General features: G+C 60.4%; 10 protein-coding genes. All 10 read right to left on the minus strand.

Annotated elements, in window-relative coordinates; all coding sequences use genetic code 11:
• Positions 1-50: 50 nt before the first annotated feature.
• Positions 51-2216 (minus strand): tetratricopeptide repeat protein, encoded by a 2166-nt coding sequence (locus ACSQ3J_RS21475; RefSeq protein WP_436040134.1) that lies wholly within the window; start codon positions 2214-2216, stop codon positions 51-53.
• Positions 2213-3265 (minus strand): glycosyl hydrolase family 8, encoded by a 1053-nt coding sequence (locus ACSQ3J_RS21480; protein ID WP_082512338.1) that lies wholly within the window; start codon positions 3263-3265, stop codon positions 2213-2215. Before ACSQ3J_RS21480 ends, ACSQ3J_RS21475 begins: the two co-directional genes overlap by 4 nt.
• Positions 3262-5613, minus strand: a complete 2352-nt coding sequence (locus ACSQ3J_RS21485; protein WP_060506934.1) for a cellulose biosynthesis cyclic di-GMP-binding regulatory protein BcsB — start codon at positions 5611-5613, stop codon at positions 3262-3264. The genes ACSQ3J_RS21480 and ACSQ3J_RS21485 overlap by 4 nt, the downstream gene beginning before the upstream one ends.
• Positions 5610-7796, minus strand: coding sequence for a UDP-forming cellulose synthase catalytic subunit (gene bcsA / locus ACSQ3J_RS21490; RefSeq protein ID WP_436040136.1), 2187 nt, complete (start codon positions 7794-7796; stop codon positions 5610-5612). Before bcsA ends, ACSQ3J_RS21485 begins: the two co-directional genes overlap by 4 nt.
• 108 nt (positions 7797-7904) lie before the next feature.
• Positions 7905-8831, minus strand: a complete 927-nt coding sequence (gene bcsN, locus ACSQ3J_RS21495) for a cellulose biosynthesis protein BcsN (RefSeq protein WP_060506936.1) — start codon at positions 8829-8831, stop codon at positions 7905-7907.
• A 187-nt stretch (positions 8832-9018) separates the two neighbouring features.
• Positions 9019-11040 carry a penicillin-binding protein 1C gene (pbpC, locus tag ACSQ3J_RS21500; RefSeq protein ID WP_436040282.1) on the minus strand — a complete coding sequence of 674 codons (2022 nt, stop codon included), beginning with the start codon at positions 11038-11040 and terminating at the stop codon, positions 9019-9021.
• A gap of 62 nt (positions 11041-11102) precedes the next feature.
• Positions 11103-16556: an MG2 domain-containing protein gene (locus ACSQ3J_RS21505; RefSeq protein ID WP_436040138.1), complete on the minus strand. Its 5454-nt coding sequence runs from the start codon at positions 16554-16556 to the stop codon at positions 11103-11105.
• Positions 16557-16733: 177 nt separating this feature from the next.
• Positions 16734-17903, minus strand: a complete 1170-nt coding sequence (gene ssuD / locus ACSQ3J_RS21510) for an FMNH2-dependent alkanesulfonate monooxygenase (protein WP_060506939.1) — start codon at positions 17901-17903, stop codon at positions 16734-16736.
• A gap of 246 nt (positions 17904-18149) precedes the next feature.
• Positions 18150-19547 carry an FAD/NAD(P)-binding protein gene (locus tag ACSQ3J_RS21515; protein WP_060506940.1) on the minus strand — a complete coding sequence of 466 codons (1398 nt, stop codon included), beginning with the start codon at positions 19545-19547 and terminating at the stop codon, positions 18150-18152.
• Positions 19548-19786: 239 nt separating this feature from the next.
• The gene (locus ACSQ3J_RS21520; protein WP_060506941.1) at positions 19787-20179 is read right to left on the minus strand and encodes a hypothetical protein; all 393 of its coding nucleotides are present in this window, start codon (positions 20177-20179) and stop codon (positions 19787-19789) included.
• Positions 20180-20182: the final 3 nt, after the last annotated feature.

The following is a 20182-nucleotide window of genomic DNA, read 5'->3' on the forward strand; positions in this document are numbered from 1 at the left end:
TCCGCTCCCGATGGCCAAACCGGAAAGCCGGGGGGAGCCTTGCGTCCCGGTCAATCCTTGTCGTTGAATATCTGGTAGAGAATGCCAAGTCCACGCTGACCATCGCGATTGCCGATGGCAGCCAGCGCTTCGAACACCCGCCGAGCGTCGGCGTAACGCTTCAGCCTCAGGTAGGCATAGCCCCGAAGCGACAGGAGGTCGGTTCTTTCTGGCCCGATCTGCCTCAGTTGATCGAGGATAAGGATCGCTTCCCGCGAGCGGCCGGCATCAAACGCTGCCACCGCCTTGTCGGCGAGGATCGCCTGTTGCAGTTCGAAAGCGCGTTGGCGGTTTTGTGGCGCCTTGATCGCGGAGACCGCAGCCTTGGCTGAGAGACCGGCGCGCAAGTAGGCGAGGCTTTGGCCATAGGCTGCATCCTCGCGGGTTTTTGCCGATGAACCAAGCATGCCAACCTCGAAAGCCGCCGCGGCTTCCATTGGCCTGTTGCGCTCCATCAGGCACCAACCGCGCGTCAGAGCGGCTTCAGGCGCCAGCGTTTGCGGATTGATCGTGGACTTGCAGCCCCGATCGGCCGAAACGGTTCTGCGTGGACGTGTGACAGCCACTTGCTCCTGCTGGTCGTATTCCACATCCTGCGACGTCACGACCTTGCGCGGCTGCCGTCTGACGGCAACCGTTTCATTCGCTACCGGTAGCTGCCTGTTTGCCGTTTCCGGCTTTTCGACTTCGCCGACCTTGGCAATACGCTCCGAGCGTCCCGCCCACAGGCGCTGGATTTCTGAGAGCCCCTTCAAATCGTCCAGCTGCTGATAGGTCACCGCCAGTCCGTAAGCCGACGGTTCGTCGTCAAGCTTCAAACCGAGTGCGGCCCGGAACCATTGCAGGGCCGTTTGCGGCTGGTTCAGTGCGCGGGCGTACCAGCCGAACTGCTGGGCGGTTGATGCATCACGCGACTTTATCACTTCGGCGGCAATGCGCTTCAGCACCTCACCGGAAATCGCGACGGGCGGCTCGAGCGCCAGCAGATTGGCGGTGGCCGCAAGATAAACTGCTTTTGCGTCCTTGGAATCGTCGCGCCAGCGATACATCGTGTCTTCGGCAGCAAGCTGATCGTTGCGGTCGATCAAGGTGAGCGCCAGCCCTTGCGAAGCGGACGCCGTATCCTCCTTGTCACGCGCTTTGCGGAACCATTTTTCCGCCGCTTCCATGTCGCCCCGCGGCAGATGATACCAGCCAAGCAAGAGGGCATCGGAGGCAAGACCGCCCGTCTCGGCCAGATGTTCCACACGCGCCAGATATTGCGGCGGAACGACAAGCTTTCCGTCGGCATTGGCTTCAGCAACAAACCGGCGCGCGAGATCGTCGCGGATACTGTCGAATTCCATCGTGCCGTCAGGAGCCGTTTTCTCCTTAGCGAGCAAATCCTCGACACTCTTGGCGGGAAGAATGGCGGCTGCTTTCTGGACCGTCGCCAGCCGCTCGGCGGCATTCTGGCAATTGTTCAGGATATAGGAATAGGCGTCCGTCGCCCGCTGTGCCTTGTCTGTGCGGAAGAAGGCCTCGGCCACGCGCCAAAGCACATCGACTTCACTGCAGGTGAGCAGGCTCGGCGTTTCCGAGCCGATCCGTACGACGGTGTCGTATTGCTTCAGGTCCGAGGCGTTGATCAGCCGCGTACGGGCTTCGGCAACGGTCAAACGGTCGATCAGGTCCGCCGGCGGTTTCCACGCGGGTTCCGCGATCTGACGTTCCGCAATGGCCTTGCGGACTTCGGCGTAACGGCCTTGTGCATAGAGATCCCACATCGTCTCCAGCTGCTTGTCCTCATTTTGAGGAACAGCCAACGGATCCTTCGGCGGCACCCAATCCGGATAGAGAGCCTTCAATCGGGAGATTTCTGCCTGAAGCCGCGCCGTATCGCCACGGCTGGCAAAATAACGCAACGCGCTTTCATCGACGGTTGCCGCCGTTGCAGCAGTCACCACCGTGTCGAGTACCGGCCGCGCTGAACGTTTGATCTCGCGGAATACGGGCGCGTTTACGCCAGTGACGCCCGAGTCTGACTGCTGAACCAGACGCGGCGACAGCGCAACAGGCTCTTCCGCATCGGCCAGCGAAAGGGATTGCATCGCATGCTTGATGTAATCAGGCTTATTCATCCCGAAGACACTGATGGCGACGATCGCTGCTGACAATGCGATGAAGGTTGACTTCATGAGCACTCCCGCTGCTGAGCAGCTATAAATGATAGCCCCAGCAAATGGAGCGTAGAAGGATAATAGCGGGTCGGCGCGAATTGCTTCAAATCTTCCGGCACGGCTGTCTTGTTCACCACACAGGCCAGAATATGGTTAATTATTTGATAACCCGGATCAGAGAGGTTGTCCTTCGGCAGACCAGAAGAAATATCTATGGTTGCGTATTCTCCATTTGCACCGGATGTCCCCCGCATCAATCTCGTCAGCAAGTCTCGATCGGTTATCCCGCCACGCACGAGGTAAAGTGGGATGCGCAAGGCATTGTAGCCAAATTCCGCAGGGAACCCGGTTGCGGGGGCTAACGGCGATGTCAGCGATACCCAATCCGTGGGTAATTGTTTTGGACCAAAGCGAAGCTCACCGAGAATAGCAATGCCATCGGTACCCAGCTTTTCCCAGACCGGAGAAGGTGCCAATTGATCGAGCACCGGAAAGGCCTCGAAAATCCAGTAGGAAGGGTTGATGACGGGGCCATCATCGCGGTCTTTGGCGGAAAAGCCTGTGGCGGCCGGCAAGAGCAGCGTCCGCCCCGAATTTTGAATAACGGTCTTATCAAGAATGGCGCGGGCGATGCTCGCGCCATTCTTGATGTAGTCCGGCCGGTTCCATTGTTTCCCCGCCAGCCCCAGCGCGTAGGCAATCAGGATGTCTCCATCCGTCGCATTGTTGATGTCGGTGACATGCGGCTTGCTGGCAGGGTTCCATTTCCAGGCCGCTAGGCCATCGCTCCGCAACAGAAGTTCAGTGCGGGTAAAAGACCAGATGAGTTCGAAATCCGCAGGATTGCCTGCAAGCACGGACAGCAGCAATCCATAGCCCTGGCCTTCACTATGGCTGATATTGCCGTTAGCATCGTCAATGATGCGGCCACCGGGGTCGAGAAATTTCGCTTTGTAAGCCTGCCATGCATCGGCGGCGATCAAGGGTTGCTGTGCAGCCGCCGGAGTACTCGCCAGACAGAAGCTGAAAAGTCCCGCAAGGAAGGCCGCCAGCAGTTTTCCTCTCATTGCCGCCGCCCGAGATTGCTGAGCATCGTTGCAGTCGCCAATCCGAGTATGACGGCAAGCACCGCAAGCAACACCGCATAGGACAGGATGTTCGTCGACAACCAGTTGGCCGCGATGAGCCGGTAATTGGAAAACGAACCGGGCTGTGTCGGTAGGAACTTGAAGCTGTTCACCGGTACAGTCTGCACTGTCTTGGTGCCGGCCTCATATGTCGAGATACGCCCGGCAAGCTGCGCCCACGGCGTGTGTCCGCTCAGGGCCTGCATGCTGTCGCGCAGTTCCTTGCCGGTCGGTGCGGCGACAACCGTCCATGTTCCCGTCCCATCGGGGCTGGATGCCTGCGCCAGGAGCAACGATGCGGCGTTTGATGGCATGAAGCTGCTTTCCGATCTGGGCGCAAACCGCAGGGATGTCAGCGTGATGTCAAAATTCTGCTTCAGCCACCCCTCAAGCGCGCTGATCTGGCGGCTGAACAAGCCACCCTTCAACTTATCACGCCACTCATCATAGGCGGCCTGCGTATTGACACCTTGCGCCTGAGCGCCTGTATCAGGTCCCCACGTGTTGCGGCTCGCCTCCGAAATGTTCATCTGAGTGAAGACCATCTGCGGCATCTGCGACAGGGAGCCGATGAAGATTGCGCTTCTGTTGCCGATCAATGCCGGGGAGGCCACTGTTTCGACAGCGACAGGATGCCCAGCCCCCGTAGCCAGCCGTCCCAGGAATGTCGCCGCCGCCGAAAGCGTGTTCGCATCGATGCGATCCATGAACAGTGGAACAGGATCAACGCTTCTGTTGTAAGGCGCTCCCGTTCCTGATGTCGCCGCGAGGTTGGGCAGTTGGCCCACGCGGGCGAAGTCCGGCATGTGAAATTCTGAGGTATCGAACAGTGCAAAACGCGGGGCATCCGCACCGGTCGCTCCAGGCGCGCAAACCTTATCGCTTTCGGTTTCCAGAATGGCTTCGATTGCAATCGTATTCACGCCCGGACGAAGATGCCGCATGGTTACATTGATCGGCAGATGACGAAGGAGCCCGCCGCCCGATGAGGTGATGGGAACCGTGGAGGCAATACTGTCATTGACGTAAATATCGATGTGGCTTCCGGGCATGACCGCCGACGAATAGGCCGCGTCGAGCAGGATCACCGCTTCGCCATAGGAGGAGGCGTAGAAGTCCGATGGAATACCGATGGTAAAGTCCGTGCGGAAGCGCCTGCCGGAAAATTCTTCGGTCTTCAGCCCCAGTTGCGAAAAGGGAAGCCGGGTGTTGGAAAACAGGAATGGCGCGTCCGGAGCGCGCCAGCGTTGGGTGGTAATCACGTCGCGGCGGACCGGTGCTGTAATATCGGTCGGGGCGACAATGCTTTCGATCGCACTGCGGATCGCCTGCCATGTCGGCCCGGTGATCACGAGGACCGGCATTCCGGTTTTTGCGTCCTGAACAAAACCGGCAACCGGCCCGGAGGCGGCGCCAACAGGCAAGGACGCAAACAGCGGCGACAGTTCCGTGGGCGTGCCGACGAGGACGGTCATTTCGCCAGGACCTGATGGCGTCACTTTGTTGGTTTCAAACGAGAACGACTGGTTTGGCATATCGGCCAGAACCGCAAGGCCCTGCGAAAGGCGCATCAAAGGGGCGGTCGAGCCGGGCTGTTCCAGCGCCGGAACCACAAAATTAAACCGGGTGAGACCGCTTTCATCGACGCCGATGGCTTTGATGTCATCGAGGCTCTGCATGGTCAGGGGCTCGTTGCCGGCAAAACTGAGATAGGTTTTCTCTGCGTCGATGTTCGACCAGAGTTCGTAGGTCGATTGAACGGAGCAATCGGTGCGATGACGCTGACTGGAGCGCAGACGGATCAGGTTCGATCCCGGCTTCAACAGGTCCTTCGGAAGGTTGAGGCCAAGATCGGATATGGATTCCGGTGAACGGATCGCTTCATCGGCGATCTTCGTATTGTTCACCTCGACGGTCAGGCGCGATGTTTCCGGGGCAACGAAAATCGAATTCTGATAGCCAAGATTGAGCTTCGCCCCTGTGGCGGCCTGCTGGGGGGTGAGATAGACCGACCAGAGCCGGTCTTCGAATTCCCCCGTCAACCCGAGGCTGCCTTCCGGAAGAACATACCGCCGGAGGGGTTCGGTTATGACCGTCTCGGCAACCGGTGCGACGGTCACCGGCTGGGAACCGGGTGGATTCTTGCCCTGATCTTCCGGCGGCACTGTGACGGCAGGACTATCCGAGGCGGGGCGCTCCGGCGTCATGTCGAAAGGAAGCGTCTGGGCGCGCAGCGGGACGGCCGGCAAAGCAAGCAACGTCAGGGCGAGGATGACGGCCTTTGTCATTTTCGTACTCCCGCCGAAACCCGGGGCTTGCCGCTTGCTCCCCGATTGCTGAAGAAATAGGCGAGCCCCCGGCTAGTCTGATAGAAGGCCAACCCAAAAAACCAGAGCGTGCCACGGAAAAGGCCGGGATTGCCGCGGCGCGACAGCTGGAACTCTGTCCATTGCTGCGAATTCGCGAAAATCAGATCGGCGACGAGACTGTGATCGCGCGCCGCTTCCGGCAGGTATTGGCAACCCATCGTGACGATATCGCCATCCACCTGCGTATTGCGGACGGCGACCGGAAGAATTTCTGCGGTCTCGCGGCCATGGGGCGTGAAACGGATCAGGCCGCGTGTATCAACAGCGGGCGAGCCGATCGTCTTGGCATAGACATTGATGCGGGCACCATAGACCGAAACGTCATCGATCGTTGCCGGATACCAATGTTCCCCGAGGCCAAATTCACACTGGCGCGTCACTTTAACCCGGCGTGTTGCCGACAATTCACCGCGCTCGGAAACGACGCCAAGTGCGCATCCCGCAAGAAGGAGGTTGAGCAGGTTCCAGCCGCCGACCACCAGCGTGACGTCTGCCTTGTAGGGTTCGGTGTAGACACGATAGATCGTCACCAAAAGGGCAAGCAGCAGAATGCCGAAAATGATGAAGAACGGTCTGCTGATTTCCGAAAGACGGCTGACCAGAACGGATTCGTCCTTTGCCGTCACCTTGAAGCTGGGCTTTCTCGGGTTGACGATTGCCGAGACAACCGCAGGCAGGAGATGAACCGTCTGGACGTATTCATAGAGTTCGGAAATCCATGGCCAGCGGAAAGAGCCGTACAGATAGTTCTGCATCATCAGGTTCACGAGCATGTAGGCAAGGGTATAGCCCAGGAACTCGCCGCCGGATGCCGTGAAGATTTCCAGATCGAAGAACAGGTAGCAGAGCGGCGCGAACAGGAAGATCGTCCGGGGAAAAGGAAAGAGCCAGAACAATGTCGACGACATGTAGCAGAGGCGCTGCGGGATCGACAGGCCGCGCTTCAGCGGCGGGAACTTGAAGCGCAGGATTTGCATCATGCCCTGCGCCCAGCGGCTGCGCTGACCGATGAAGCTGGCAAAAGTTGCGGGCTGCAGGCCGGCGATCAGCGGTCGGTCGACATAAACGCTGTTCCAGCCGCTAGCATGAAGATCAATCGCGGTTTCGCAGTCTTCCGTGATGCTGACGCCGCTGAAGCCGCCGGTCTGGTCGAGCGCCTGCCGGCGCAACACCGCCGCCGAACCGCAGAAGAAAGAGGCATTCCACTTGTCGAGGCCGCGCTGGATGATGCCGTAGAACATCTCGTTCTCGCTCGGCATCTTTTCAAATGTTCGCAGGTTGCGTTCGACCGGATCGGGGTTGAGAAAGAAATGCGGTGTCTGAACGAGAAACAGTCTCGGATCGTCTTCGAAATAACCGACCGTTTCCAAAAGGAAGTCCCGCGCAGGCGCATGGTCCGCGTCGAAGACGGCAATCAGCTCGCCTTGCGAATGCTGCATGCCGTTATTGAGATTGCCGGCCTTGGCATGCTCGTTGCGTTCGCGCGTCAGGTAGCGGACATCAAGATCGGCGCAGAGGACCTGCAGTTCCTCATGCCGGGACTTGGCCATCTGGCTTTCGAGCAGGTTTGCCGAGTTCCGCTTCTGGAGCGTGCCGCCATCGTCAAGCAGCCACACTGTCAGCTTGTCGGCGGGATAGTCCATGGCTTTTGCGGCAGCCAGCGTGTTGGCAAGCAGATGCGAGTCTTCGTTGTAGGTTGGCACATAGACATCGACACTTGGATACTGCCCTTTCGTTGCAGCGCGTGACGGGCGCGATGGCAGCGGCATGGCAACGACGAACAGGCTCAGCGCCAGCATCATCACGCTGTACATTTCAGCCAGGTAGAGCAGGAAGGCCGGAATGAAGTTTTCAAGCTGATTGACCGGCGGCAGCGTGCTGGTCGTGCGCCAGTAGACGTAACGCATGACGATTGCCGTGCCGAACGCAAGTGCTGTGAGACGCCAGGTTCCCTCTGCTCTCAGGATCTTCAGAGCAGCCATGAACGTGACGACGGCGATGCTGGCAATCAGCTGGGTCTGCAGGTTGATCGGCAGGGTAACCAGCGCAATCACGCAAAGGGAAGCGATTCCCCAGAAAAGAACGATGCTCGCTTTGCGCATGGTTGGTACCCTTCAGGAGGCCTGCCGGTGGCACTCAAATGCCGGCGGAAGCCCTCAAAACGCCATGGTCAACCCAAACTGCATCCGGCAATTCGGATCATGCCGAAGTTACTTGCATCGTCCGGCATCCGCTGACTGGTTCACACAATCGGGCGAAGGCACAACGATCCCCCTGATATCCCCCGTTGTTGGTAAAGGAATGGTTTCTTCCGCTGCCGGTTGTTTGACTGGCTCGATCTTTTCGCTGGCAACAACGACTTGCCGGGACCGCACGGCGGGGCGTGGGCGCTCGACCTCGACGACCGGCATCACATTGTCATGCACGTCTTGCGTCTTGGGATAGATCGGATGTCCGCTCCGGCCCAATGTCGGGTCAACGCTGGGCGGCTCCCCGTAAGGGTTCCAGCCCGCTGCATTGAAGGCGCCGCGGATCGTATAGCCGTACATGTTGCTCACCAGCTTCTCTTCGCTGGCATTCTCTTCGCAGAGCCGCAGGCGAACCTGGATCGTGCCGCGATTCTGGAAAGCCGTTCGCGCATCCTCCGGCGAACGGATCTGCTGCCAGCCATAAAGGCAGGCATCGTTGCCGCGGCCACGGCCATAGGCATAGCTGAAGGGGCCGTAATTGTTCTGCAGGTAGATCGGCGACTGCTTGAGCGCGATTCCGGGAAGGGCGCTGCGCATTTCCCTGGCGATTTCGCTCGCCCGCACGGATGAGTAGCCAAGAGACCGCGTTCCTTCGAACTTCGATCCGACGGGTCCGAACAGTTGCACGCGCATGACATTCTGGCCGGGCGTGGATGCCGATGTGAACAGGAGGATGTCCTGCTGGGTCGCATTTCTGAACGTGCGCTCGACGATGTTGACGATGGCCGGTCCGCCAGGGCCTGGCAGGGCAAATGCGGTCTCATTGGGCACTGTGGTTACGGTATCGGACAGCCTCACGCCTTCACGGGCACCACAGCCTGCAAGACCGAGCGTCACGACGATGCCGGCAAGCGTATATCGAATGGCTGGGGTTCGTGGAAAGGACAATATGCCTCCGTCAATTTCTTCGCGGATGGATCACTGCCAAGCGCGATTTCGAATCAGATCGGATCGAATCTTCTCTTACTGATAGATCATGAGGCCAGATTCGGGAATCCCCATTGATGACAGGGACTATTCGGAGTTGCCAACTCCTTGGCTGATGACGGCTACAGGTCTGAAATCGGGGATGATTCTAGTTGAGAAAAACCCGCACGCTTGCCGCGCGCCCGGCTGCGTCGATTACGGTCAACGTGGAATAACCGGCGCCATCCGGTATCCATTGATTGACGCGGCGCCTTGATGTTTCGGGCAGCGGCTTGCCATTGGCAAGCCAGCGGAAGGGCGCCCTCCCGCCCTGAAGCTTGAGGACAAGCGGCATGGACATCCCATCGGTGTCGACGCCCAATTCGACGCGGGCGCCCTCTGGAGGGTAGACGATCTGCGGTGCTGCCTCGCGGACCGTTGCCGACACGAGACCGTTGGCGGTCAGGGAAAATCGCCGCTGACTGATCGGTAATTCGGCCTGGGCAATGCGCACCGCACCGGCCGGAGCGCGCGGCAGCGGCGTCATGGCGACGCCGGATTTGGCAAAACCTTCGAACAGGATCGGGGCTGCGGTGCCGTAGCCGGTGAGGCCCGGAACCGCTCCATTGTCCGGGCGACCGACCCAGACGCCGAGAACGTAACGGCCGTCAAATCCGACCGACCAGGCATCGCGGTAACCGTAGCTTGTTCCGGTTTTGTAGGCGATGCCGCGCTGGACGGCTCCAGCCGGGGGCAGCACGCCGGAGAGGATATCGGCAACCTGCCATGTGGCAACGGGATCGAGAAGCGGTTCGTTCTCGAGCGCACCCGGTTGTTCGCGGATGCCATCGCCGAGCCGGACCGGCTTGCCGCGATTGGCCAGGGCGGCATAGAGCTGCACGAGATCCTTCAGATTGATGCCCAAGCCGCCAAGGCCGATGGCCAGACCGGGCGCCTCATTCGGCGGCAGGACAGGCCGCACTTCTGCACGACGGAACCGTACCATCAACCGTGTCGGACCGACGGAATCGAGCAGCCGCACGGCGGGAACGTTGAGAGACAGCTGCAGTGCCTGGCGGATGCTGACATCGCCCTGATAGGTCATGTCGAAATTGCGTGGCCGGTAGCCGAAGAAATCGGCTGGCCTGTCCTCGATGATGGTTTCCTGGGAAACGAGGCCCTCCTCGAAGGCGAGGCCGTAGATAAACGGTTTAAGGGTCGAGCCCGGCGAGCGCGAGATGCGCGTCATGTCGATCCAGCCGGAGCGGCTGGCGTCGAAGTAATCGGCCGAACCAAGTTCGCCGACGATCTCGCCGGTGCGCGCATCCGCCATGACCATGGCGATCGAGACTTTCGGGCCGAGGCGTACGGCGGCTTCTTTGGCAACTGTTTCCAGACCCTTCTGGATCGTGCGGCGCAGCGTCGTCTGATGCTGGATGACCTTCGGCTCTTTGCGCCGCGCGGCCTCGGCCACATGGGCGGCGAAGGCCGGCAATTGCAGGCGTCGGGCTGGCACGCCGACCAAGGTGGCGCGCTCCGCCTCCCCTTCTCCGATGACGGCAGAAACTGCCATGCGCTCCAGAACCCGTTGCCGGGCCGTCTCTGCCGCCTTTAAATGGCGGTCGGGACGACGTTTCTCCGGCAACTGTGGAAGTGCCACCAACAGCGCCGCTTCCGATACCGTGAGGCGGCGCGGTTCCTTGCCGAAATAGGCAAGACTGGCGGCGCGGATCCCTTCGAGATTGCCGCCATAGGGCGCGTGGGTGAGGTAGAGATCAAGGATTTCGGCCTTGCTCAGGCGGCGTTCGATCTGTACGGCGCGGGCAAGCTGGCGGAATTTTGCAGTGAAGGACCGTCCTTCGCGTGGTTCGATCAGTCGCGCCACCTGCATCGAGAGCGTCGAGGCGCCGGAGACGATCCGCCCATGGGTCGCAAACTGCCAGGCGGCGCGCATCAAAGCGAAGGGATCGACGCCGTTGTGCTCCCAGAAACGTTGGTCCTCATAGGCAATCAGCATGCGGACGAATTGCGGGTCGACATCCTTTGCCGTCGTCTGCAACCGCCAGCGGCCTTCCGGTGCCGCAAATGCGCGCAATAGCTGTCCATCGGCATCCAGCACTTCGGCCGATACCGTGCGGGCCTGTTCCAGCGGCGGCGGATAAGCGCGATCCGCCACGTCCAGGCCGAACATGATGGCGACGCACACAAGTGCGGAGCCCACCAATGCAGCGCAGGTTTTCGCCCAGAAAGACATTATTGGACCGCCTGAACCTCCATGCGTCCCATCGCGGAACGCGCGGAGAATTGCGGCCGGTACATGTCTTCGATGCTGGCCGCCGGATGATCGTAGGTGCCGGGTGTGACGGCACGGACGACATAGGCAACGGTGATCGTGCGGTTGTCGCCGGCCGTGCGATCGAAGGCGGCAACGAAACGGTCGCTGCGGAACTCCGTATGGGCGGCCTCGACTTCGCCGATCCATTCGAAGTTCGACAGCTTGGCACTATCGACCAGCGTCGGATTGTCGATCTCGAAACCGGCCGGCAAGAGGTCGGTGATCAGCACGCGTGACGGCCAGGCGTTGCTTTCCGTGGCGTTGATAACAACGACATAACGCTCGTTCTGCCTAGCCTGCGTGACATTGGCCGCATCGCCGTCAAGTGTGTAGTAGGTGCGCTCGATGCTGAAACCGTTGCCGCCGGCAGGCAGGGGGAACGCGGGCGCGGCGACCGTTGTCACGACGGCAGCGACTGGCTCGCTCGACCGGTTGGTGATCGTCACCGGCTGATCGAGGACTTCGTCACCGGTCAAACGTGCCGCATAACCGCCGGTATGCGGCGTGCCATTGATGTCGAGATTGAGGTCACTGTCGCCACCCTGGATAGCGCGGGCCGCCATCAGCGTCCACATCTGCTCTTGCGTGCTCGTATAGGATTTCTGCTCCCATTCGCGGGCAACGATCTTGGCGAGTTGCGGGATAATCGTCGGCACGGGCCGCGCTTCCGCGGCCAATGTCAGAACAGCAGCATCATCACGCAGAGCCGAGCCATAATCGGAGCGATCAAGGCTGGCATTGCTTGCCGTTGCAGTCGACATCTGCAGCGCATCTTCGAAAATGCTCTGCGAGCGCTGCGCGTCGCCATAAAGGGCGAGAGCCGCGGCCAGATGCCCCTTCGACAGCGGCGTCGGGAATTCGGCGAGCTTGGTGTCGGCGTAGTACCGCAGATCGCTGATCGCCGCCTTGCGGTTACGGGCGAGCACGTAGAGAGAATAGGCAATTTCATTGCCCTGGCTCTTCATGTCGACATCGTAGCTCATCGCGTTCTGCAGATTGTCAAGCGCTTGTATCATCGCCTGGTCCGGCACCTGGTATTTCTGTTCGCGTGCCCGCGTCAGGAAGTCCGTGACATAGGCGTCGAGCCAGAGATCGCCGGAACCGGGGCTCCAGAGGCCGAAGCTGCCGGTGGAGGACTGATAGGACAGAACCCGATAGATTGCTTCTTGGACGCGCTTCTGGACATCGCCATCCTCCGGCAGGCCGGACTGTTTGGCCAGTTCGCTGAGATAAAGCAGAGGCAGAGCCCGGCTCGTCGTCTGCTCGGCGCAGCCATAGGGGTAGCGGTCGAGCGATGTCAGCAGGGCTGGAATATCAAAGGCAGCGGAGCGGGTGACGCTGATGCTGACGGCCGATCCCTGCAGCATGCTTTCAGCCAACAGATCGCCATCAATTTTCAAGCTAGCATTCGGCTCGATGGTCAGCGGATGCCGGGTCGTCAACGGCAGGGCGGCAGGCCGCACCGGAACGGAAACCGATTGTTGCAGCGACAGGCCGTCGGCGCTGGTCAGTTCGATGTTGATCGCCCCATCTCCCGGGTGGACGCCGGAGAGCGGCAATGTCAGGTCGAATTTACTGCCCGGCTTGACGCTGAACGTCTGCTGCGCTTGCGCCGCATCGATCACAACGGAGGAACTGCTTGTCACATTGAGTTTCAGGTCGCCGGCCGGGCCGTCGGTATTGGCGATATCGAGCCGAAGCTCCGCCTTGTCGCCGGGGGCCAGGAATTGCGGCATGCTCGCCGTGACCACGACGGGATCACGGATGACGACATCGGTCGAAGCGTGGCCGACGCCGGCCTTCGACCAGGCGACAGCCATGACACGGGCCGTGCCGTTGAACTGCGGAATGTCGAAGCTGATGATCGCCTTGCCGTTTGCATCGAGCTGGACGGGGCCGGAGAAGAACGCCACCAGCTTCTCGGTCGGCGGTTTGCCCTGCAGCGCCATCTGGCCGCCATCGCCGCCGGTGCGCAGGCGCCCGGTCGCTCCGAGCGAGCCATCGATCAGCCGTCCATAGAGGTCGCGGATTTCAAGGCCGAGCTGCCGTTGGCCAAAATACCAGCCAGCCGGATCGGGCGCCTCGTAACGCGTCAGGTTGAGAATGCCGACATCGACGGCGGCAACCGTGACATAGGCTTCGTCACCTACCCCTGCCCCGGTGACCTCGACCGGGATATTCAATGTCTGGCGTGGCAGCGTCTTTTCCCGAAGACCGAGCTTGACGGATAGCTTGCGCTCGGCTGGATCGACGGCCAGCCACTTGATGCCGATGGACCGCATCGGCATGCGGCTTTCCTGCGCATCGCCTGGGCGATAGAGCGTTGCGGTCACATATGCGCCAGCGCCGAAATCCGCGGTAATCGGAATATCGACTTCGCCACCCTCAGCGGCAATAGTCGCGGTTTGCGTGGCGATCAGCTTTTCCGAACCGATCGTAACCAAAACTTCGCCAGCAAAGCGCGGCGAGATGCGCAGCTTGGCGGTGTCGCCGATTGCGTAGTTCTGTTTGTCGAGCGCGATTTCCAGCCCGTCCGGCGTTTCGGTCGAGGTTGCCGTGACGTACCAGCCTGAATCAAATTCGACGCTTGAGGTGGGACCATCGATGTCGGCCGTCTCCACTTCCAGTCGGTAGCGGCCCCATCCAGCTGAGATGGCGATCTCGCCGCCATCCGTGGTGACATCCAACTTGCCGGTCGAAACCTGCTTGGTCGAGGTCACAGGCTCGTATTTCCAGGCGGTACCATCGCGGTACCATTGATAGTCCTGCTCGACGCGCAGCAGTTTCCAGGAAAGACCGGTCTTTGCCTGTTTGGTGCCGCTTTCATCGATCGCAATGACGTGGAATTTACCGACGGCGTTTTCTGCGAGATCACCTGAGAATTCCGGCTTGATGCCGATCATCGCGCCCGCCGGTTTGACCGGCAGCGTCAGGGAGCGCTCGACCGCCCGGCCGCCGGCTTCCTGAACGCGAACGGTAATATTGGCGTTCAGCAGCTGGGTGGTCGAGGGAACGTCGGTCAACGTGACGTCGAAAGTCGCCTTGCCATCTTCGTCGAGCGGCTCCAGCCCTTCGAGCGTCGTGCGGCTGTCTTCGGTGGCTTCCTCATCGGCAAGGCCAAAGAAGTAGCCCTTGAAATCGGCGCTTTCGCGGGTCGGCTTCAGGCCGACTTCACCCTCGAGTTCCAGTCCCGCGGCCGGTGCGCCATAGAGGAAGCGGCCGTCGATGGTGATCGGCGCTGGCGTATCGATCTCGATCTGCTTGACTGTGCTTGCCATGTCGAACTCGACCCGGTCAGGGACGAAGTCATCGACCTGGAATTGCTTCTCGCTGATCGCCGTCCCCTTCGGGTCGGTGAAAATCTGGACCGTCCAGGTGCCGCGCATCGCATTCGGTTGTAGTGGGAGATCCAGCGCATAGCCACCTGCCAGCCCACCATCGCTGACGACACGGCGATCCTCGACGCCATCCGGGCGCATGAAGATGAAGGTCAGCGGCAGTTTCTCGATCGCTACCGAGGCGCTGTCACGGGCGAGTGCCGAGACATGCACGGTCTCGCCGGCGCGGTAGATGCCGCGTTCGGTCCAGGTCAGCACGTCGATGGCGCCCGGAGCGGCGCGTCCAGTGACGCCGCGATCCGACAGGTCAAAGCCGGCCCGGGTAAGGTCGAGGAAAACGAAATCGTCCTCGCCGCTCTTTGCGGTGATAACGGCCGGGGTCATGGCGGCCGTGCCGCGCAGCAGGCCGGCGTCAAAGGTCGCGCGGCCATCGGCGTCGGTCGTGGCGGTGCCGAGGATTTCATTGTTCTTGGCAAGCAGCGTCAATTCGATGCCGGTGACCTGCTTGGCCGATGCCAGCGACCGGGCAAACACCGAAAGTCCGTCGGTGCCGGAGTAAGTGGACAGGCCGATATCCGAGATGACGAACCATTGTGTCGCCTGGCTGTCCCACTCGTTGGAAGCGCCCGTCGCCGAGACGGCGGTCAGGACATAGACACCTGGCTTGCGCTGCGGCAGCGCTTCATCGACGGGAAAGCTGGTAACGACTTCCTTGTTCAGGTCGGTCGCAATATCGATCGATCCCTGCCAAACCATTTCGCCGTTTTCATCCTGGATCCGCTGGGCGCTGTAGCCGTCGAGCTGGGTGAGAAACTGCGAGGCGGTCAGCAACGAGGCGATGTTGCGGTCACCGATGCGGTAAAGCTTCAGATTGGCGCTGGCAGTGTTGACCGAAACGATCGGAATGCCGCGGCGGGCTGTTCCGGGCAGCACGAAACTGTCGCCGGTAAAGCGCACCATCGCTGCACGGTCGGGAATATAGACGTCGAGATTGACATTGGCTTCCAGTGGCTCATCGACGGATGACGGCAGGCCGGAGCGCAAGGCCACCTTGTATCTCTGCCCGTGGGTAAGGCCTTCGACGCAGATTTCGCTGCCCTTGGCTTCGACAGCCTTGGGGGTCGCGCCATCCAGAAGAACGAATGGCGTGTAATCGACACCGGCCTTGACCAGCGGTTCGGAAAACTGGACGCAGACGCGCGGTGTCGCGCTGTCGGAGTCGATCGTATGTTCGGTAACGCGGAACCCCTGGCGGGTGCGTAGGTCGGTATAATCGGCGCGAACGGATTTGGCTTCGACCAGTTCGAGGCTCGCCTTGTAGGCGCTGAGTGCGGCCCGGAAATTCTCGACGTTTTTCAAAGCCGTTGCCAGAACGGCCAAGGCCTCCGCCCGCGTCTGCGTTGTGCGCGACAGTTGATAGGCGTTAAGAGCCGCAAGCGATGCCTGCGTGGCGAAATCGGAATTGCCGTAAACGCGGTTTGCCGCCCGCGCAGCTTCGATCCACAGCGCGCCATCATCCGGCGTAATGGATAGCGCGCCCTGAAAAGCCTTCAGCGCCGGACCGACATTGCCGGCCGTCAGTTCGCGATAAGCTTCAGCCTTGCGGCCATTCAGACCGAGGGCATCCTGGTCCGCCAGCACCGAGAGATTTTCCTTGGTGGCGCGGGCGTCAGTCAGAAGTTGTTCCGTGACGAATGGCAGGGCGGGCGGCGCGCCGATATCCGGTTCGGCGGCAGCGGCATCGACGACCTTGCCGGCGACGGCACCGGTAAACGTGTTCAGCGTGTTATAGTCGGATTTGAGAAAGCACCATTTCACCTTGGGATTATAGGTGAAGGCGCGGCAGGACGAGTCTGCGACGCAGACTTTCTCGCAATCGGCAAGCGAGACGTTCTGTTCCGTGCGCAGGTCGAAGCCGAAATAATCGCCGTCCTGCGTGGTGACGATATGCCTGCCCGTTTCCGCCGCCTGAACCAGGGGTGAAAACGCAAGAACGCTGAGAGCAATCGCTGAAAACCGGATAAACGCGCGCATAGACAAAAGTCCTCCCCAACGCTGCCGTTTTGACCGGTTTACTCTTTAGGCTCGCCTTGAGCTTGTCAACCGGACACGGACAGCGGCTGTTCCGTAGCCACTGCCCTGGTTAACGGTTGAACGTTACCATTTAATCGCGGTGTCACGAATAAAAACGCCAATCCTGACTATATCTTATCAGGACTGCGACACCTTGAGCGGCGGACGGTGGTCGCCGGCGATTGTCTCACCGAAGGGACCGGTATTGGCGCTTGCCTTGTGGGTCTTGACCGGGTGGTTGAGCGGCAGGTTCGGCAATACGAGTTCGCCGAACCTGTAGGCCTCTTCCAGATGCGGATAGCCGGAGAAAATAAAGGTATCGATGCCGATCTGGCGGTACTCATCGATCCGCGCCTTGACCTGATCGGGATCGCCGACCAGCGCAGTTCCGGCGCCGCCGCGCACGAGGCCGACACCGGCCCACAGGTTCGGGGCAATTTCCAGCTTGTCCTTGCGGCCGCCATGCAGCTTGCTCATCCGGCTCTGGCCGACGGAATCCATCCTCTCGAAAACCTTCTGGGCTGCGGCGATCGTGTTGTCATCGACATATTTGATCAGCTCGTCGGCCGCGGTCCAGGCCTCCTTGGCGGTTTCGCGGACGATGACATGAAGGCGAATACCGAAGGTGACCTCCCTGCCCTCTGCCGCGGCGAGCGCCCGCACTTCCGCCACCTTCTTCTCGACATCCTCGGGTGGCTCGCCCCAGGTCAGATATTTGTCGATCGTGCGGGCCGCAACCTGTTGGCCGACCCCGGACGAGCCGCCAAAATAGAGCGGCGGATGCGGCTCCTGAACCGGCTTGAATAGAAGTTTGGCATCCTCGATGTCGAAATGCTTGGTCTTGGCGGTGACGTCTTCACCGCGCAGAACCGCCTTGTAGATGTTGATGAACTCTTCGGTGACCTCGTAGCGTTCCTCATGCGAGTAGTGGATGCCGTCGCCCTTGTTCTCGATCGGGTCACCGCCGGTGACGACGTTGATCAAAAGTCTGCCATTCGAGATCCGGTCAAGCGTCGCGGTCATGCGCGCTGCCAGCGTCGGGCTGAGCAGGCCTGGGCGCACGGCGACGAGATAGCGCAGCTTCTCCGTCAGCGGCGCCAATGCCGAAGCAACGATCCAGCTGTCCTCGCAACTGCGGCCGGTCGGGATCAGCACGCCGAAATAGCCGAGCGTGTCGGCCGCCTGCGCCACCTGCTTCAGATAGTTGAGATCAACATTGCGGCCGCCGATGGACGTGCCGAGATAACGGCTATCACCGTGGGTCGGCAGAAACCAGAGAACGTCGATCTTTTCCGGAACGGGGCTCATGTGCGATTGTCTCCAGCGTCTGCAGAATGGGTCTTCCTAGTTTTTCCGGGAACGGCGCCGACCGCAAAATTATAATATCTATAAATTTTATCGGGTATGGAAAATCCGTTCGCGTTTGCCACCTTTTTGAGGCGTTACGCCCCGTGAAAGGACTGCTTGCAGCTCAGGTCTGGGAAAAAGGATGAAGCGCAGCTGCGGCCCATCAAGGCAATTCGGCGGGGTGATAGAGCCGTTGGCTGAGGCCTATCAGCTTGCCTGCAACTGCGGCAGCGACCGCGCGCCGATCAGCGTTGCTGCGGCATAGGTCTGGGTGACAATCTCTGGAACCAGATCGATATCCGGAAGTGAACCGAGACCAAGCGGACCAACGGCGAAAAGCCCGGCTGGCCGGCCCTTCGGCGTCAACAGCTCCCCGGCCGGATTGACGGCGAGACCGAGGTCGAGCTCGTCCGTCGCGGCAAGGCCAGCCTCGAGGAGGTCGGCTACGACAGGATCTTTGAGGTCCGGCGACAGGCAGCGGCAGTCGATCACTTCATCGGCGGCGAAATGGCTTTCCGCCGACTGGCCCGCCCACCGGACGATAAGACCATCTGCTGTACGCTTGAGCGTGGTTCCGCGCTTCAATTCGGTGAGGCCGCTGGCAAATTCGCGTTCCAGTCTGGCATGCACATCGGCCGGAAGCCGGTTACGGTGGCTGTCGTAGATGGCGCGCAGATGCCGGTTAAACTGGCGTTTTTCGCTGGGCGGGAGCGATGCCCAAAGGGTGCGGGCGCGTTTGCGCAGGCCGTTCATCGCAGCCTGCCAGCTCCAGCCGTTTTCTTCGGCTTCAGCGCAGGCATCACGGACGAAACGAACGATATTGCGCAGCTGTGACGGCATGGGCTGTGTCGGGAAAACCGCGTCAGCCGGCATGCGGGTGTGCGGTTGTGGCAGGAAACCACGGCGTGACAGGATGGTGATATGACCGGTGAAACCGCCGTCGCGTAATTGCAGAACCTGATCGACGGCGCGCAGGCCATTGCCCATAACGACGACATGCCGGCGTGTGTCAGGACGTTCAAGCAGAAGCGAGTCCATATCCTGTTCAGTCGTTTCCAGCGGCGGCTTCAAACCGTAGCCGGTCGCCAGCACAACCGTGCCGTAGACTGCGTCTCCGCCGTCGGCGAGGCTGAGCGTGAACATGCCGTCGTCGTTACGGCGGATATGGGCGATGCCGTCGTTGGACATTTGCACGGTCACGTCCGTACGCTGAGCCAGCGCTTCGGAAAACCGCTGATAGACGTAGTCGCTGAAAGTGGCCTTCGGCACGAAAATCTGACCAAATCCGGGGATTGCCGCTGTCACGGCTTCACGAAACGGGGCGTTTGCCTGCAGCCAGCGGGTAAAATCTTTGGGTTCGCCGGTCGAAACCGAGAGGTCGCGAGCGCGGCTGTTCAAAATTTCGGTGGAACGCGCCGTGGCCAGCGCCTGGCCGCCGCTGACGATCGGGCGGGGGTCGAACATGCGCAACCGGAATGGCTGCTTGACCGTCTTCAACAGGGCGATGGCCATCATCAGACCGGAAAAGCCGCGCCCGACGATGGCTATCTGCAAAGGCTGATCGCTCAGCGAACTGAAGGGCGACGAAAGACCGTGAACCGTCATATCATTTCCTCCCCGCATCATGCGGCTGGATGGTTGAACCTCGGCACCCCTACTCAAACGCCAGTTCATCAATATGCGGCATACTCTATGTAATTTGTCATTTTAAACACGGAGAACCCGTCCTATCAAGCCGTTTTCACAACCTGTTAAAACGCGATACGTTTCCGTTACTTAACCGGCATATGCGTGAAACGCGCTGCTTCCGGCGGAGCCAGAAGCAGCCTCACAACGCAAAAGCGTCATGGATCGGAACGGCCGGAACGCAGCTTCTCAAAACGGCGGATGAAGGCGCCGATATCGCTGCCGTTGCGCTGCAACTCCCTCTTGCGCACCATCACGCACATGACCCGGGCAGCGGTCGAAAACGTCATTTCGTCCAGCGGGCTATTGCTGCTCCAAGGCTTGGTCAGCCTTTCGGTAATGGCGCTGACCATGTTATTGGGCAGGATGTCGGTACAACCACGCATATGATCGAATACCGACCCGATCGGCACTGGCATGCCAAGATGGTAAACCACCGGAACGTCCGCCCCTTCTGCCCAGTCGTCATAGGCTTCCAGTGCATCGCGAAACAGCAGATGCAGCGTGATCGGGGCGTGACCCTCATGCAGTTCGGGTAAAAGGTTGTTCATCTG

It is taken from the genome of Rhizobium sp. LjRoot98, from assembly GCF_964252935.1.
Taxonomy (GTDB): domain Bacteria; phylum Pseudomonadota; class Alphaproteobacteria; order Rhizobiales; family Rhizobiaceae; genus Pararhizobium.

Bases quoted from the DNA above. Each gene is read 5' to 3' on its own strand.
- ACSQ3J_RS21475 (WP_436040134.1), bottom strand. From the start codon at position 2,216: ATGAAGTCAACCTTCATCGCATTGTCAGCAGCGATCGTCGCCATCAGT.
- ACSQ3J_RS21480 (WP_082512338.1), bottom strand. From the start codon at position 3,265: ATGAGAGGAAAACTGCTGGCGGCCTTCCTTGCGGGACTTTTCAGCTTC.
- ACSQ3J_RS21485 (WP_060506934.1), bottom strand. From the start codon at position 5,613: ATGACAAAGGCCGTCATCCTCGCCCTGACGTTGCTTGCTTTGCCGGCC.
- bcsA (WP_436040136.1), bottom strand. From the start codon at position 7,796: ATGCGCAAAGCGAGCATCGTTCTTTTCTGGGGAATCGCTTCCCTTTGC.
- pbpC (WP_436040282.1), bottom strand. From the start codon at position 11,040: ATGTTCGGCCTGGACGTGGCGGATCGCGCTTATCCGCCGCCGCTGGAA.
- ACSQ3J_RS21505 (WP_436040138.1), bottom strand. From the start codon at position 16,556: ATGCGCGCGTTTATCCGGTTTTCAGCGATTGCTCTCAGCGTTCTTGCG.
- ssuD (WP_060506939.1), bottom strand. From the start codon at position 17,903: ATGAGCCCCGTTCCGGAAAAGATCGACGTTCTCTGGTTTCTGCCGACC.
- ACSQ3J_RS21515 (WP_060506940.1), bottom strand. From the start codon at position 19,547: ATGACGGTTCACGGTCTTTCGTCGCCCTTCAGTTCGCTGAGCGATCAG.
- ACSQ3J_RS21520 (WP_060506941.1), bottom strand. From the start codon at position 20,179: ATGAACAACCTTTTACCCGAACTGCATGAGGGTCACGCCCCGATCACG.